This window comes from Klebsiella aerogenes KCTC 2190 (assembly GCF_000215745.1).
In the GTDB taxonomy this organism is placed as follows: domain Bacteria; phylum Pseudomonadota; class Gammaproteobacteria; order Enterobacterales; family Enterobacteriaceae; genus Klebsiella; species Klebsiella aerogenes.
The window spans coordinates 2,205,654-2,220,673 of sequence record NC_015663.1; the positions used below are offsets into that span (position 1 = coordinate 2,205,654).

15 protein-coding genes are annotated in these 15,020 nt (G+C 61.5%); 6 read left to right on the plus strand and 9 right to left on the minus strand.

The window, feature by feature from the left end; all coding sequences use genetic code 11:
• Positions 1-10: 10 nt before the first annotated feature.
• Genes EAE_RS10535 through EAE_RS10555 form a run of 5 tightly spaced genes read right to left on the minus strand, consistent with a single transcriptional unit; the run spans position 11 to position 4,116 of the window.
• On the minus strand, positions 11-391 hold the full coding sequence (locus EAE_RS10535) for a 5-carboxymethyl-2-hydroxymuconate Delta-isomerase (RefSeq protein ID WP_015368431.1): 381 nt from the start codon (positions 389-391) through the stop codon (positions 11-13).
• A gap of 9 nt (positions 392-400) precedes the next feature.
• Positions 401-1,258: a 3,4-dihydroxyphenylacetate 2,3-dioxygenase gene (gene hpaD / locus EAE_RS10540; protein ID WP_009485358.1), complete on the minus strand. Its 858-nt coding sequence runs from the start codon at positions 1,256-1,258 to the stop codon at positions 401-403.
• Between the two features lies 1 nt (position 1,259).
• Positions 1,260-2,726, minus strand: coding sequence for a 5-carboxymethyl-2-hydroxymuconate semialdehyde dehydrogenase (gene hpaE / locus EAE_RS10545; RefSeq protein ID WP_008807572.1), 1,467 nt, complete (start codon positions 2,724-2,726; stop codon positions 1,260-1,262).
• On the minus strand, positions 2,723-3,487 hold the full coding sequence (locus EAE_RS10550) for a fumarylacetoacetate hydrolase family protein (protein WP_009485356.1): 765 nt from the start codon (positions 3,485-3,487) through the stop codon (positions 2,723-2,725). Before EAE_RS10550 ends, hpaE begins: the two co-directional genes overlap by 4 nt.
• Positions 3,484-4,116 carry a fumarylacetoacetate hydrolase family protein gene (locus EAE_RS10555; protein WP_015704295.1) on the minus strand — a complete coding sequence of 211 codons (633 nt, stop codon included), beginning with the start codon at positions 4,114-4,116 and terminating at the stop codon, positions 3,484-3,486. Before EAE_RS10555 ends, EAE_RS10550 begins: the two co-directional genes overlap by 4 nt.
• Positions 4,117-4,403: 287 nt before the next feature.
• Between EAE_RS10555 and hpaR the strand changes: the two genes are divergently transcribed.
• Positions 4,404-4,844, plus strand: a complete 441-nt coding sequence (gene hpaR, locus EAE_RS10560) for a homoprotocatechuate degradation operon regulator HpaR (protein WP_015704296.1) — start codon at positions 4,404-4,406, stop codon at positions 4,842-4,844.
• A 3-nt stretch (positions 4,845-4,847) separates the two neighbouring features.
• Here hpaR and EAE_RS10565 read toward each other — a convergent pair whose 3' ends face one another.
• Genes EAE_RS10565 through EAE_RS10580 form a run of 4 tightly spaced genes read right to left on the minus strand, consistent with a single transcriptional unit; the run spans position 4,848 to position 8,404 of the window.
• A complete protein-coding gene (locus EAE_RS10565; RefSeq protein ID WP_015704297.1) occupies positions 4,848-6,110 on the minus strand; it encodes an NAD(P)/FAD-dependent oxidoreductase in 1,263 nt (420 codons plus the stop codon).
• Positions 6,091-6,354: a (2Fe-2S)-binding protein gene (locus EAE_RS10570; RefSeq protein ID WP_015368424.1), complete on the minus strand. Its 264-nt coding sequence runs from the start codon at positions 6,352-6,354 to the stop codon at positions 6,091-6,093. The genes EAE_RS10565 and EAE_RS10570 overlap by 20 nt, the downstream gene beginning before the upstream one ends.
• On the minus strand, positions 6,351-7,460 hold the full coding sequence (locus tag EAE_RS10575; RefSeq protein ID WP_015704298.1) for an NAD(P)/FAD-dependent oxidoreductase: 1,110 nt from the start codon (positions 7,458-7,460) through the stop codon (positions 6,351-6,353). The genes EAE_RS10570 and EAE_RS10575 overlap by 4 nt, the downstream gene beginning before the upstream one ends.
• Positions 7,457-8,404 carry a 4-hydroxyproline epimerase gene (locus EAE_RS10580; protein ID WP_015704299.1) on the minus strand — a complete coding sequence of 316 codons (948 nt, stop codon included), beginning with the start codon at positions 8,402-8,404 and terminating at the stop codon, positions 7,457-7,459. The genes EAE_RS10575 and EAE_RS10580 overlap by 4 nt, the downstream gene beginning before the upstream one ends.
• 310 nt (positions 8,405-8,714) lie before the next feature.
• Here EAE_RS10580 and EAE_RS10585 point away from each other — a divergent pair, with 310 nt between their 5' ends.
• The 5 genes from EAE_RS10585 to EAE_RS10605 all read left to right on the plus strand — a co-directional run bounded on the left by EAE_RS10585 (position 8,715) and on the right by EAE_RS10605 (position 14,875).
• On the plus strand, positions 8,715-9,539 hold the full coding sequence (locus tag EAE_RS10585; RefSeq protein WP_015368421.1) for an AraC family transcriptional regulator: 825 nt from the start codon (positions 8,715-8,717) through the stop codon (positions 9,537-9,539).
• A gap of 151 nt (positions 9,540-9,690) precedes the next feature.
• Positions 9,691-10,611, plus strand: coding sequence for a dihydrodipicolinate synthase family protein (locus EAE_RS10590; RefSeq protein WP_008807565.1), 921 nt, complete (start codon positions 9,691-9,693; stop codon positions 10,609-10,611).
• Positions 10,612-10,625: 14 nt separating this feature from the next.
• Positions 10,626-12,230, plus strand: a complete 1,605-nt coding sequence (locus EAE_RS10595; RefSeq protein ID WP_015704300.1) for an aldehyde dehydrogenase (NADP(+)) — start codon at positions 10,626-10,628, stop codon at positions 12,228-12,230.
• A 15-nt stretch (positions 12,231-12,245) separates the two neighbouring features.
• A complete protein-coding gene (locus EAE_RS10600) occupies positions 12,246-13,847 on the plus strand; it encodes an APC family permease (protein WP_015704301.1) in 1,602 nt (533 codons plus the stop codon).
• Between the two features lie 11 nt (positions 13,848-13,858).
• Entirely contained in the window at positions 13,859-14,875 is a 1,017-nt protein-coding gene (locus EAE_RS10605) for an Ldh family oxidoreductase (protein ID WP_015704302.1), read from the plus strand.
• Positions 14,876-15,020: the final 145 nt, after the last annotated feature.

A 15,020-nucleotide genomic window follows, 5' to 3' on the forward strand; every position in this document is an offset into this window, starting at 1 on the left:
CCTCGATGTATTATTTAAATAACGCGTGCACGTTGTTCTGTTTGTAGTTCAGCGTCGGGTCGAGTTCTTCCATGGCGAACGACAGCGCCAGATAGCGGCTCTCCATCAGCGCGGCAAAGTGGGCTTTGATCAGCGCGAAAAGCATTTCGCCCACCTCCTGACGGCTCTCAAGGCTGCGCCCGGCGCCGATCTTCAGGGTCATATGCACGAAGGCGTAATCATGCTTGCCGTCGGCCATCTGCCAGGTATCGAGCCAGTGGGCGCGGCTACGAATGCCGCCAATCGGAAAGATACCGGTGGCGGCCAGCGCCTCGTTGACTTTAGCGAACAGCCCCGGTAAATCGGCCTGTTCGCGGATATTGTCGCTACACTCGGCGATAAAATGCGGCATACGGCCTCCTTACGCCTGCGCCGGCAGCGGGAACACGGCGTTAACCTGGCCGGTACCGGAACTGGCGAATAGCTCGGTGATAAACTCCACCTTGCCGTCATATTTATCCCAACCCAGCAGGCCGAGCAGCATCACCGTGTCGTGCATGTTGCCTTCGCCGTAGCAGTAGTCGGCGTACTCCGGCAGCATGGTGCAGAACTCTTTGAATTTGCCCTCGCGCCACAGCTTCACCACGCGCTCATCCATTTGATGATCAAACTCGCGGGTATAGCTGTTCATCCCCTCTTCGGCGCGCTGGTCGTCGATAAAGCGATGCGACAGCGAACCGCTGGCCAGCACCGCTACGGTGCCGTCATATTTGTCGATGGCCTTGAGGATGGCCTCGCCCAGCTTGCGGCTGTCGGCAAAATCGTGAACGGTACAGAAGGCGGAAATGGACACCACTTTGAAATGCTTATCGCTATTCATGTAGCGCATCGGCACCAGGGTGCCGTACTCCAGCTTCAGGCTCGGAATATTGTGCGCTTTGGCGCGTACGCCAAGCTTGACGGCCTCGTCGGCAATCAGGTGGCCCAGCTCCGGGTTGCCGTCGTAGTCGTAGGTCATGTCGCGAATAAAATGCGGCAATTCGTTACTGGTGTAGACGCCCTGAAAATGGTCGGCACAGTTGATGTGGTAGGCGCTGTTGACCAGCCAGTGGGTATCGAACACGATGATGGTATCAACGCCCATTTCACGGCAGCGCTTGCCAATTTCTTTATGCCCGTCGATCGCGCCCTGACGGCAGCCGTGGTTTTTCCCCGGCAGCTCAGACAGATACATCGACGGCACGTGAGTGATTTTTGCTGCTAACGCTAACTTACCCATATCAGACTCCCCATTTCGGGATCGGATGGTCGCCCATCGAGATGCAGACGTTTTTCATTTCGGCGAATACTTCAAAGCTGTATTCGCCGCCTTCGCGGCCGGTGCCGGAGGCCTTCACGCCGCCGAACGGCTGGCGCAGGTCGCGCACGTTCTGGGTGTTGACGAACACCATCCCGGCTTCAATACCGCGCGCCAGACGCAGCACTTTGCTGACGTCCTGGGTCCAGATGTACGACGCCAGGCCGTATTCCACATCGTTGGCCAGGCGCAGCCCTTCCGCTTCGTCTTTGAACGGCAGCAGACAGGCGACTGGGCCAAAAATCTCTTCCTGGGCGACGCGCATGCGGTTGTCGACATCCGCCAGTACCGTCGGGCGCAGGAAGTTGCCGGCTTTCAGATGCGCCGGCAGATCGGACGGCTTATCCGCGCCGCCGGCCAGCAGGGTGGCCCCCTCTTCGATACCGAGGCGAATGTAGCCGGACACTTTCTCCCAGTGCTGCTTGCTAATCAGCGCGCCGACCTGGGTATTCGGATCGGTCGGATCGCCTACGCGCAGGCGGTTGGCGCGCTCGGCGAAGCGCTTGACGAACTCCGGATAAATACTCTGCTGAATGAAAATGCGTGAACCGGCGGTGCAGCGTTCGCCGTTGATCGAGAAAATGGTGAACAGCGCGGCGTCGAGCGCGCGCTCAATATCGGCGTCTTCAAAAATCAGCACCGGCGATTTTCCGCCGAGCTCCATGGAGTACTTTTTCAGGCCGGCGTTCTTCATAATGTTGCGGCCAGTGGCGGTGCCGCCGGTGAAGGAGACGGCGCGCACATCATGATGGCGTACCAGCGCGTCGCCAGCGGTGGCACCATAGCCCTGCACCACGTTGAGCACGCCAGCCGGGATCCCGGCTTCCAGCGCCAGTTCGCCCAGACGATCGGCGGTCAGCGGCGACAGCTCGGACATTTTCAGCACCGCGGTATTGCCTAGCGCCAGGCACGGCGCCACCTTCCAGGTGGCGGTCATAAATGGCACGTTCCACGGCGACACCAGTGCGCAGACGCCAACCGGCTGCACGAGGGTGTAGTTAAGCATCTTGTCGTCGACCGGATAGGTCTTGCCGTTCATCTGCTGGCACACTTCGGCGAAAAATTCGAAGTTATGCGACGCCCGCGGGATCAGCACGTTTTTGGTCTGGTGGATAGGCAGGCCGGTATCGGCGGTTTCCATCGCCGCGATCTCCGGGACGTTCTGATCGATCAGATCGCCCAGGCGGCGCATCAGGCGCGCGCGCTCTTTCATCGGCAGGTTAGCCCACTTCGGGAAGGCCTCTTTCGCCGCCGCTACCGCCTGGTTGATTTCGGCTTCGCCGCCGGAGGCGACTTCAGCCAGTACCTCGCCGGTGGCCGGGTTGGTGGTATGAAAATAGTCTGCGCCGGCAACGTTTTTACCGTTGATCCAATGGTTAATCTTTTTCATGACAGTGTCTCCTCATACGCTTGCTGGCTGATGATATGGTTGACCAGGCGGCCCACGCCCTCGACTTCAACGATCACCTCATCGCCCGGCACCACATCGGATAGCCCTTTCGGCGTGCCGGTGGCGATCATGTCGCCCGGTTGCAGGGTCATAAATTCGCTTAAATAAGCGATGAGGAACGGGATGCTGAAGATCAGATCGGCGGTGGTGCCCTGCTGGCGCAGTTCGCCGTTGACCCAGGTGCGTAGGGCCAGATTATGCGGATCCGGGATCGCCTCTTTGGCGACGATCCACGGGCCGATCGGCGTCAGGGTGTCGCGGCTTTTCACCCGCAGGTTCGGGCGGTAGTAGTTTTCCAGATAGTCGCGGATCGCGTAGTCGTTGCACACGGTATAGCCAGCGACATAGTCCATGGCCTCGGCTTCGCTGACGCGGCGCGCGGTTTTCCCGATCACCACCACCAGTTCGGCTTCGTAGTGCATATATTCGACGTTATCCGGGCGTACCGACTGCTGCTGGTGGCCAATAAAAGTGTTCGGCGCTTTGATGAACACCAAAGGTTCGGTTGGCGGTTTAAACTCCAGCTCGCTGGCGTGGTCGGCGTAATTCAGCCCCAGCGCGAACAGCGTGCCGTCGGCGGGCGGCAGCCAGCGGAATTCGCCTTCTTTCAATACCGTGCCATCGGGCAGGCGCACCTGGTCGCGTTCATCGACCAGCACGTCGCGTACCTGTCCCTGCCATTCAATACGTGCCTGTTTCATGCCAGCTCTCCTTCTGCGACAACCGGGTTTTCGAGCGCCGGGAAACCGTCGGCGAGAATTCGTACGCGGTCGCCGGGGCGCAGCGTGACGCGGGAGTGGGGCGTGCCGATAAGGATCGCGTCGCCGGGATTGAGGGTGGCGAACTCGCTTAAGGCGCTAAGCAGCTGCGCGGCGTTACGCTGCAGATCGCCGGTATGCCAGCTATCCGCCTCGCGGCCGTTGATTTCGGTGATGATGGTCAGGTTATCGACGTTGCGCACCGCCGACAGCGCGCCGATGGGGCAGAAGCCATCGCGGCATTTGGCTTTGATCGCCGGGCGATAAAAACTCTCTTCCGGCAGGCTAACGTCGTTAGCCAGCGCGTAGCCGGCGATATAGTGCGCCGCCTCTTCCGCCGCCACTTTACGCGCGGTTTTGCCGACAATCAGCGCCACCGTCGCGCCGCTTTGTACGGTCTCGCCCTGCGGATGGGGAATGGCTTCGCCATCGCCAATCACGGTATTGCGGGGTTTGATGAACCAGACCGCGGTTTTCGGCGGCGTCTTGTAGGGGGCCTGTTGAAACGCTTCGCGCCAGGCGTCGAGCTGGCTGCGATGATTGAGCGCAACGGCGAAGATGGTACCTTTCATTCACCACTCCTCTGGTACTGATTTCGGATTCAAAGGGATTTCATTAATATGTTAATGATCATCTTTTATTCTTTGCGCGCTGGTTTGGCAAATAGAAGTGAATGTTTTGTGATCTGATTAACACAATATTTACATATTTATTATTTATTCGTTTTATATCAAAGGATTAATTTTATTTTTATAAACGACTGGTACTTTTCAGGTGCAGAAACCGGTTGTACATGGCAGGATTATGGCTAATTATTAAATTGTTAATAAGTTTTGGTGAGCGTTGTTGAGGGGATACCATGCATGATTCATTAACCATTGCGCTGCTGCAGGCGCGGGAAGCGGCGATGGCCCATTTCCGGCCGATCGTCAAACGCCACAACCTGACCGAACAGCAGTGGCGTATTGTGCGTATCCTTGCGGAAAACCCATCGATGGATTTCCACGACCTGGCCTGGCGCGCCTGCATTTTGCGCCCCAGCCTGACCGGGATTCTGACGCGCATGGAGCGCGACGGTTTAGTGCTGCGCTTAAAACCGGTCAACGATCAGCGCAAGCTCTACCTGTCGCTGACGCCCGCCGGGCTGGCGCTGTATGAGAGCGCCCAGGCGCAGGTGGAAGAGGCCTACCGGCAGATAGAAGCGCAGTTTACGGCGGAGAAGATGCGTCAGTTGACCACGCTGCTGGAGGAGTTTATTGCGCTTGGCGTCCCTGCCGGGCGCGGTGATGAAGAAGAGTAGCGGTTACGGCTCGGCGCTCAACCTGGCGAGGGCAATAAGCGTTTCCGCGCGGGCAGGGGCCAGCGGTTCTCTCGGCTGCGGCAGCGGCCAGCCATACAACCAGCGGGCGCTGGCGGCGCAGGTGCGCCCCTGACAGGCGCCCATTCCGCAGCGCTGGGTAAGTTTGGCCTGCGGCCAGCCTCCGGCGGCCGCCACATCGCCGCAGCGCACATCCTCGCAGCGGCACAGCAGGCTCTCCGGCGTCGCCGCGTTTTTCAAAGATTCCGCCAGCCGGAAGGCGCGATTTATGGCGTCGGCGAAGCGCTGCCAGCGGGCGCGGCGGGCAAATAACGCCTGCGCTTGATGGCTGGCCCCGGCGGCGGCAAAACCGGCGATTTCGCCCTCCGCCAGCGCCAGTTCGCTACCGCCGAAACCGGTGCACTCGCCGGCGGCGTAGATATCCGCGATGCTGGTCTGCTGCCAGCGGTTAACCTGTATCGCCTCCTGCGCCGTGGCGCAGCCAAACAGCAGCGCCGTCTCGATATTGGGTATCAGCCCGTAGCCGATAGCCAGCCGATCGCAGGCGATAGTTCGCTCGACGCCGCGCTGGCGCAACGTAACGGCTTCCAGCCGCGTTGTGCCGTGAGCGCGGATCACCTGCGTGCCGCTAAGATAGCCTTTCGGAGCCAGCGTCGCTAACTGGCGCAGCTTCTGCGGCCAGCGCCACAGCCCACCGGCGAAGCGCAGCAGTGCCGGTAGCGGCGCTTGCTCAATGATACTTGTCACTTCGCCTCCGGCCTTGTTCACCGTATCCGCCACCGCCAGCAGTAGCGGACCGCTGCCGGCAATCACCACCTTTTCTCCTTTCAGCGCCAGGCCCTGTTTGATTTGCGCCTGCAGGCCGCCCGCGCCGGTCACGCCGGGTAAGGTCCAGCCGGGAAAGGGCAGCGACAGCTCGCGCGCGCCGCAGCAGAGGATCAGTTTCTGCCAGTGAACCACGCCACCGCCGTCGGCGGTTTCAAACAGCACACTGTACGCGGAGGGGCGGGCAATCAGCCGCGCGCCGTTCACTAACCGGATGGCGGCAGACGCGGCGATGGCGTCGCGGTAGCGCCGGGCCAGGGCGGGCTGCGTCGCCTGCGGACCGGCACGCCAGATTTGCCCGCCAGGGGCGGGATTATCGTCGAGAATAATCACCTGTTTATTGCAGGCGGCGGCGGAGAGCGCGGCCGCCATCCCTGCGGGGCCGGCGCCGAGGATTAAAATGTCACAGCGCAGCGTGTTCATCGCGGCTCCTTTCTATTTGCATATCGGACCGGCACAGGGTCTGGCAGGCCAGCACCCGTAGGCCATCGACGGTGACCCGGCACTCCTGGCAGACGCCCATGCCGCAAAACGGCGCGCGGAGGCCGCCGTTAACCCCCTGGCGGGTGGTGGGGTCGCCGGTCAACGCCAGCGCCGCCGCCACGCTGATCCCTTCCGGCACCGTCAGCGCTTCGCCATCAACGATGATAGTGAGCGTGGCATTCATGCAATCGCCTCCTGTTGAGATAAACGAGCCGGGAGCCAGGCGTCGGGAGCCAATGGGCAGCGTTCATCGAGGATCTGCGCCGCCAGCAGTTCAGCCGAGGCCGGGGCAGTGGTGACGCCCAGCCCTTCATGGCCCAGCGCTAGCCATAAACCACGGCGGGTGGGGTGCGGGCCGATCAGCGGGTTGCCATCCGGCGAGGCGGCGCGCAGGCCGCTCCAGCAGCGGATGATATTCAACGTCGCCAGCGCCGGCACGAAATGGCGGGCGCGATCGAGCATCTGCGCCAGCAAGGGCAGATCCAACTCGCGCTTGCGGTTATCAAACTGACGCGAAGAGCCAATTAGCAGCTGGCCGGTTGGCCGCGGCTGAAGGTTAAACGCCACCGAGGTGCCGCCGCCGTGGGCGCTGGCGCCATAACCCAGCTCAACCAGCTGGTGATGCACCTGCGGCCCATAGCGATCGGTAATCGCCAGTTGGCCTTTTTTCGGTCGCAGCCAGTTTTCCGCTAACAGCGCGTTAGCTTCAAGGCCGCAGGCCACCACGATCGCCCGCGCCTGTAGCCGTTTGCCGCTGGCGAGCAGCACCTGCGGCTCGTCAATCGTCTGTACGCTATCGCGCAGGCAGGTAAGATGGTTTCCGGCATCGGTAATCAGCCAGCGGGCGACGTTCGGCGCGTAGACGATGCCATCGCCTGGCACCCACAGGCCGCCGGCCAGCCCGTCGCGCAGCAGCGGCTCGCGCCCGGCGATCTGCTGCGGGGTCTGGAGTTCGCTGTGCACCTGATGGCCGGCCATCCGCCGCTGTTTGTCGCCAGCCCCGGCCATCTCTTCTTCGCTTTCCGCCAGCCACAGCGTACCGCAGCCGCGCCAGGCGCAATTGTCGGGCATCCGTGGCGTGATAGCGCGCCAGCGTTCCAGCGACCATGCCGATAATGCAAGCTCGGCGGGGTCGTCATCCATGCACACCAGATGGCCCATACCGGCCGCCGTCGCGCCAGGCTGACCGTCATCGATAAGCGTCACGCTCTGCCCCCGCTTCGCCAGCTGCCACGCGCAGGCGGCGCCGATGATCCCGGCGCCGATCACGATGACGTCGCACTGCTTCACGGCGCGATCCCCCAGCAGAAGGGATCGTCAGGGTTGAGGATCAATTGGTTATCGCCGCAGACCCAGGCTTCGCCGCGGATCGTTGGGATGATGCCTTCAGCGGTGCGTTGGTAGCTGGCGGTAAACTGGCTACCGATGATGCTGGCCTGACGCCAGATTTCCCCCGGCTGCAGCTTGCCATCCTGCGCCAGGCAGGCCAGCTTGGCGCTGGTGCCGGTACCGCACGGCGAGCGATCCCAGGCCTTTCCCGGACAGAGTACGAAGCTGCGGCTGTCGGCGGTATCGTCATCAGCGAACAGCTCAATATGATCGATAACTCCTCCGTCGTCGCCGCGGATCCCCGCGGCTTCCAGCCCCTCGCGCACTGCCCAGGCGTAGTCGGTGAGCTGTGGAATTTGTTCGGGGGTAATGGCGAACGGGTGGTCGTTAATCAGGAAAAACCAGTTGCCGCCCCAGGCAATATCGCCGATGACGGGACCCAGCGCGGTTTCAACGCGGATCTGTTTTTTCCAGCGACGGGCCGGGACGTTTTGCACCGATACGCTGCCATCGTCGTGCAACGTGGCGCTTACGTCGCCGACCGGCGTTTCAATCAGATGTACGCCAGGCTTGATACGCCCAAGCCAGGCCAGCGAGGCGATAAGCCCGATTGTGCCGTGGCCGCACATATTCAGAAAACCGGCGTTGTTGAAGAAAATCACGCCAGCGGTAGCCGCCGCCGAGACCGGTTTGCACAGCAGCGCGCCGACCAGTACGTCATTACCGCGCGGTTCGAGAATGGCCGCCTGACGCCAATGGTCGAAGTCGCGGGCGAAGCGGACGCGGCGCTCCGCCATGCTGCCGTCGCCGAGGTCGGGGAATCCGTCAACGATCAGGCGGGTTGGTTCGCCGCCGGTGTGTGAATCAATAGCTCTCAACGTAATAGGGGGGCGTGGCGCGGTCATCAGGCTCTCCGGAAGTTAACAACATGTTTCATCATGCTGGCGCAACCTTTCCCGACCTGCTTGAGCGCTTTCGTCAGAGAAAATGACGAAATCTGCACAGTAATGAGCGCGGTATATTTCTATTTCACATAGTTATTTCTTATTAATCATTTGTTTAATGCTGTGGTAAACCGAAAGCGACCATTGTGCCAGTGGCTAAACCAGGGGAAGGCGTAAAGCGGATCCAGGATCGCAAAACCGACGGTTGCTGCTTGAGGTGTTAACGGAAAGTGAATAAATATCCTTCGGTCACTTACCATGAGGAGGCCTTATGATCGGTGTTTCTGATGCGCCGCCGCCGCGCGCGGTTAACCAACCTGAGCTGGCCGTCGATGAGCTAAGCCAGATCTGCGAAGGGCTGGCGCGCCAGCGGCCGGAAAATATGCCCGCGCTGCTGAATGCGCTGGCGCTGATTGCGCCCCTGCTCAATGCCATCCCTAATGTGGTCTTTTTTATCAAAGATCGTCAGGCGCGCTATCTGCTGGCGAACCTGACGCTGGCCCGCCGCTGTGGTTTCAAAAGCGTCTCCTCGCTGCTGGGCAAAACCTCCGCCGATGTCTTTCCTTCCGCGCTGGGTCAGGGTTATACCGAGCAGGATCTTCGGGTGTTGCGCGAAGGCGTGACCCTGCGCGATCAGCTGGAAATGCATCTCTACAATGGTCGCGAGCGCGGCTGGTGCCTGACGCAGAAACTGGCGCTACGCGATATCAGCGGGCAGGTGATCGGCATGGCCGGGATCTCGCACGATCTGCAGGAGGCCCACGCCCGCCATCCGGCGTGGCAGCGGCTGGCGATCGTCGACGATCATATCCGCCGCCATTATCACCGGCCGATCGCCATGGAAGAGTTGACCGCCTTAAGCGGAATGTCGATTGCGCAGATCGAACGCTACTGCAAACGGATCTTTCATCTCACACCGCGGCAAATGATCCACAAAGTGCGGCTGGAAAAAGCTACCGAACTGCTGGCTGGCGATACGCCGATTACCGATATCGCCCTGCAGTGCGGGTATACCGATCACAGCGCCTTTAGCCGCCAGTTCAAGGCGATGACCGGCTCGACGCCGCGCGATTTTCGCCTCACGCTGCTCGGATAAACGCTGGCTCACACTTTTGCCGACTGTGCTAATTTCGTCATCGTATTGAGGGAAAACCGACAAGCCGCCGGTTCCGCGACACGTCAATCTGTCAGTGAATATTCACCATTCATTCACTTCGACTTAACAAAATGACGACAAGGAACCGAGCATGAGCAAAAAAGCGATTCACTGGAGCGGCGTATTCCCGGCGGTCAGCACGCAGTTTCGTAGCGATTACTCCCTCGATTTAGACGCCACTCACGCGGTGATGAAAAACCTGGTGAAAGATGGCGTTTCCGGGCTGGTGGTATGCGGCAGCGTGGGTGAAAACACCTCGCTGAGCACCGATGAAAAACTACAGATTATCGAGGTGGCGAAGGATGCCGCCGGCGGCAAAATTCCGGTCATCGCCGGGGTGGCCGAGTTCACCACCGCCTTTGCCCAGAAAATGGCGAAAGAGGCGGAGCGCGTCGGCGTCGACGGGATCATGGTGATGCCGGCGCTGGTCTACTCCTCAAAACCGCATGAAACCGCGGCCCACTTCCGCAGCGTGGCGAGCGCTACCGACCTGCCGATTATGGTCTACAACAACCCGCCGATTTACAAAAACGACGTGACGCCGGACATTCTCGCCACCCTGACCGACTGCGACAACATCGTCTGCTTTAAAGACTCCTCCGGCGATACCCGCCGCTTTATCGACCTGCGTAACACCGTTGGCGACCGCTTCGTGCTGTTTGCCGGGCTGGATGACGTGGTGGTGGAAAGTATTGCCGTCGGCGCGGAAGGCTGGATCTCCGGAATGTCCAACGCCTTCCCGCGCGAAGGGGAAACGTTATTCCGTCTCGCCCGCCAGCAGCGTTACGAAGAGGCGATGGCGTTGTACCGCTGGTTCATGCCGCTGCTGCATCTCGATGCGCGTCCGGATCTGGTGCAGTGCATCAAGCTGTGTGAAGAGTTGCTGGGCCGCGGTAGCGCCATTACCCGTCCGCCGCGTCTGGCGCTGGAAGGCGAAACGCGCCAGCAGGTGGTGGCGATCGTTGAACAGGCGCTGGCCACTCGTCCGACGCTGCCGGATGTCGGCCTCTGAGCACAGGAGTCAATATGAATGCATCTCAGACCATGGCGGGACGGCAGTTTATCGCCGGACGCCGTATTGCCAGCGGTGAGGCGACGCTATTGAGCCTGCGGGCGGTGGACGGCGAAGCCACCGGCCACCGCTTTTATCCGGCTTCCTGTGAGGAAGCCGCTCAGGCCGCAGAAGCCGCGCAGCAGGCCTTTGCCGTCTATTCACAAACCACGCCGCAGCAGCGGGCGCGCTTTCTCAACGCCATTGCTGATGAACTGGATGCGCTGGGCGAGGCGTTTTTTGCTATCGCCGGGCAGGAGACCGCGCTGCCGCTGGCGCGGCTACAGGGTGAACGGGCGCGCACCAGCGGCCAGTTGCGGATGTTTGCTGGCGTGATCCTGCGCGGCGATACCTTCGCCGCCCGTATTGATATCGCCTTAGCCGACCGTCAGCCGCTGCCGCGCCCGGACCTGCGCCAGTATCAGCAGGCGTTAGGGCCGGTGGCGGTGTTTGGCGCCAGCAACTTTCCGTTGGCCTTTTCCACCGCCGGCGGCGATACCGCCTCGGCGCTGGCGGCTGGCTGTCCGGTGGTGGTGAAGGCCCATCCGGGCCATATGGCCACCGCCGAGCTGACCGCCGAGGCGATCGTCAGGGCGGTGGTACGGTGCGGTTTACCCGGCGGCGTATTCAATATGATTTTCGGGACCGATATCGGCGCCGAATTGGTCCGTCATCCGGCGATTCAGGCCGTCGGCTTTACCGGTTCGTTAGCCGGCGGTAAGGCGCTGTATCAGCTGGCGCAGCAGCGCCCGCAGCCAATTCCGCTGTTTGCTGAAATGTCGGCGATTAACCCATTGATTATTCTGCCGCAGGCGCTGCAGACGCGGGCCGAGGCGCTGGCAAACGAGCTGGTGGCGTCATTCACCCTCGGCGGCGGCCAGTTCTGTACCCGTCCGGGGCTGATTCTGGCGCTGCGCGGCGCCGGGCTGGAACGCTTTAAGTCGGCGCTGTGCGCGGCGGTAGCGGGCTCCCCGCCGCAGGTGTTGCTCAATGCGCCGACCCTTCAGCACTACCGTCAGGGCGTGGCGGCGCTTGCGGCGCACCCGCGTATCGAGAAGTTGGCGAGCGGCATCGCCGCCGGCGCCGGGCAGGCGCAGACCCTGCTGTGGCAGGCTCAGGTCGAGGATCTGTTGGCGCAGGATACGCTGCTGCAGACCGAAGTTTTCGGCCCGCTATCGCTACTGGTGGAAGTGGATGATGAGGCCCAACTGAAGGCGGTGGTGAAAGCGCTGCAGGGTCAGCTCACCGCGACGCTGCATGCCGAGGCGGATGATGGCCCGCTGGCGGCGAGCCTTCTACCGCTGCTTTGTGAGAAGGCCGGACGGGTGCTGTTTAACGGTTATCCCACCGGCGTGGAAGTGTGCGATGCGATGGTCCACGGCGGCCCGTGGCCGGCGACCACCGACGCACGCGGGACCTCGGTCGGCAGCCGGGCGATTGAACGCTTTCTGCGCCCGGTCTGTCTGCAGAACGCGCCCGCCGCCCTGTTACCGCCGGCGCTGCAGGATGCGAACCCTTTGAACCTGCTGCGCCTGGTCAACGGCCAGTGGACCCGGGAAGCGATTTCCTCCTCTCATTGACGCAAGGGCATCACCATGACCATTCACTCTACGCATAACAGTCAAACCCGCGTTGCAGAGTCGGGTAAGTTTAAAAAACAGCTGACCCTAACCGATCTCACCTTTATCGGCCTGGGGGCAATTTTCGGCTCCGGATGGTTATTCGCCGCCAGCCACGTCGCATCCATCGCTGGTCCGGCCGGGATCGCATCGTGGGTGATCGGCGGCTTTGCGGTGCTGCTGCTGGGGATTGTCTACTGCGAGCTGGGGGCGGCGCTGCCGCGCGCCGGCGGCATTATTCGCTACCCGGTCTTTTCCCACGGCGAGCTGATGGGCTATCTACTGGGGTTCATCACCCTGATCGCTTTCTCCAGCCTGATCTCGATTGAAATTGTCGCCGCCCGGCAATATGCCGCCGCCTGGTTTCCGGCGCTGACCCAACCGGGCTCCAGTTCGCCGACGCTGCTGGGGTGGGTGGTGCAGTTCTTGCTACTCTGTTTCTTCTTTGCGCTTAACTACTACAGCGTTAAGACCTTCGCCCGATCGAACAACTTCATCAGCGTGCTCAAGTTTCTGGTGCCGCTGCTGGTGGTGGTGACGCTGTTCGCCTTCTTTAAACCGGAGAACCTGCACGCTCAGGGGATTGCGCCGTTCGGCATGTCCGGGGTGGAAGCGGCGATCAGCGCGGGCGGAATTATCTTCGCTTATCTGGGACTGACGCCGATTATCTCGGTGGCCAGCGAAGTACAAAAGCCGCAGCGGACTATCCCTATTGCGTTGATTTTATCAGTGGTGCTGTCGACGATTATCTACGTGCTGCTGCAGCTGGCGTTCCTTGGCAGTATCCCCACCGAGATGCTGAACGGCGGCTGGGCCGAGGTGAGCAAACAGTTCTCGCTGCCGTATCGCGATATCGCCATTACCCTCGGCATGGGTTGGCTGGCCTTTATGGTGATAAGCGATGCGATTATCTCCCCGAGCGGCACCGGCAATATCTATATGAACGCGACGCCGCGGGTGATCTACGGCTGGGCGAAGGCGGGTACTTTCTTTAAGGCCTTTACCCATATTGATAAAGCGTCCGGGATTCCGCGCCCGGCGCTATGGCTGACCTTTGGGCTGTCGATTTTCTGGACGCTGCCGTTCCCCTCCTGGGAACAGCTCATTAGCGTGGTATCGGCAGCCCTGGTGCTGAGCTACGCCATCGCCCCGGTGACTGCCGCCGGGCTGCGCCGCAACGCGCCGGATCTGCCGCGGCCGTTCCGCGTGCGCGCCTTCGGCATCATCGGCCCGGTATCGTTTATGATCTCGGCGCTGATTGTCTACTGGTCCGGCTGGAATACGCTCTCGTGGCTGTTGGGGCTGCAAATCGTGATGTTTGTCGTCTACGTGATGTGCAAAGGTAAGGTGCCGGAACATACCGTGAGCCTGGCGCAGCAGGTGAAGTCTTCGCTGTGGCTGATCGTTTTTTATGCGTTGATTATCCTCTTTTCCTGGCTGGGCAGCTTCGGCGGGCTTAATGTTATCGGTCACCCCTGGGATACGGTGCTGGTGGCGGCGATGTCGTTGGGGATTTACTACTGGGGGGCGCGCAGCTGCCTGCCGCAGGCTAACTTTAGCGGAGACGAAGAAGAGTAAAGGAGAACAGTATGGAGTCGGTAACTCTATCGTTACCTGAAGCTTATGACCTGGCGCTGGAGGTACTCAGCGCCAATGGATTTAGCGCCGACCACGCGGCGGCCATTGCACGTAATGTGGCCGCCGGGGAGCGCGACGGCTGCGCTTCCCACGGCCTGTGGCGGCTGTTGGGCATTGTCGATACCTTGCGTAAAGGTAAGGTATCGCCTGATGCCGAGCCGCAAATCCACGATCAGGCGCCGGCGATTGCGCGGGCGGACGCCGGCGGCGCTTTTTCGCTGCTGGCCTACGAGCGCGCGCTGCCGTTACTGCTGGAGAAGGCGCGGCACAGCGGCATTGCGGCGTTGGCGATTAACCGCTGCGTCCATTTTTCCGCGCTGTTTGCCGATATTGAGCCGTTGACCGAGGCAGGGCTGGTGGGGCTGGCCTGCACGCCAAGCCACGCCTGGGTCGCCCCGGCGGGCGGCACGCGTCCGCTGTTCGGCACCAATCCTATAGCTTTTGGCTGGCCGCGGCGGGACAAACCGCCGTTTATTGTTGATATGGCGACCAGCGCCGCGGCGCGCGGAGAGATACAGCTGCATCAGCGCGCCGGCAAAGCGCTACCTGAAGGGTGGGGAATCGACAGTCAGGGACAGCCAACGACCGATGCCGCAGAGGTGCTGAACGGCGCGATGTTAACCTTTGGCGGCCATAAGGGCTCGGCGCTGGCGGCAATGGTTGAGCTGCTGGCCGGGCCGCTTATTGGCGATATGACCAGCGCCGAATCGCTGGCGTGGGATAACGGCGCGGGAGGTCTCCCCTACGGCGGCGAGCTTATCCTGGCGCTGGATCCGCAGCGCTTTCTCGGCGCGCAGGCACAAGAGCAGCTGGAGCGCGCCGAAACGCTGTTCAATGCGATGCAGGATCAGGGCGCGCGGCTGCCGGGCGAGCGGCGTTTCGCCTGCCGCCAGCAGAGTGAGCGGCAGGGGGTCGCCATCAGCCGTTCATTGCATGATGAGATTTGCGCCTTGCGCCAGGGTGGATAAGGCGCGAAGCGCCGTCCCCCGGGACATCCCCCGGCTTGCGCTACGCTTAGCCGGGCTACCGAACGTCGCGGGTTGTGTAGCCGGGGTAAGGCGCGAAGCGCCGCCACTGGGGCATCCCCCTGCTTGCGCTACGCTTAGCCGGCTA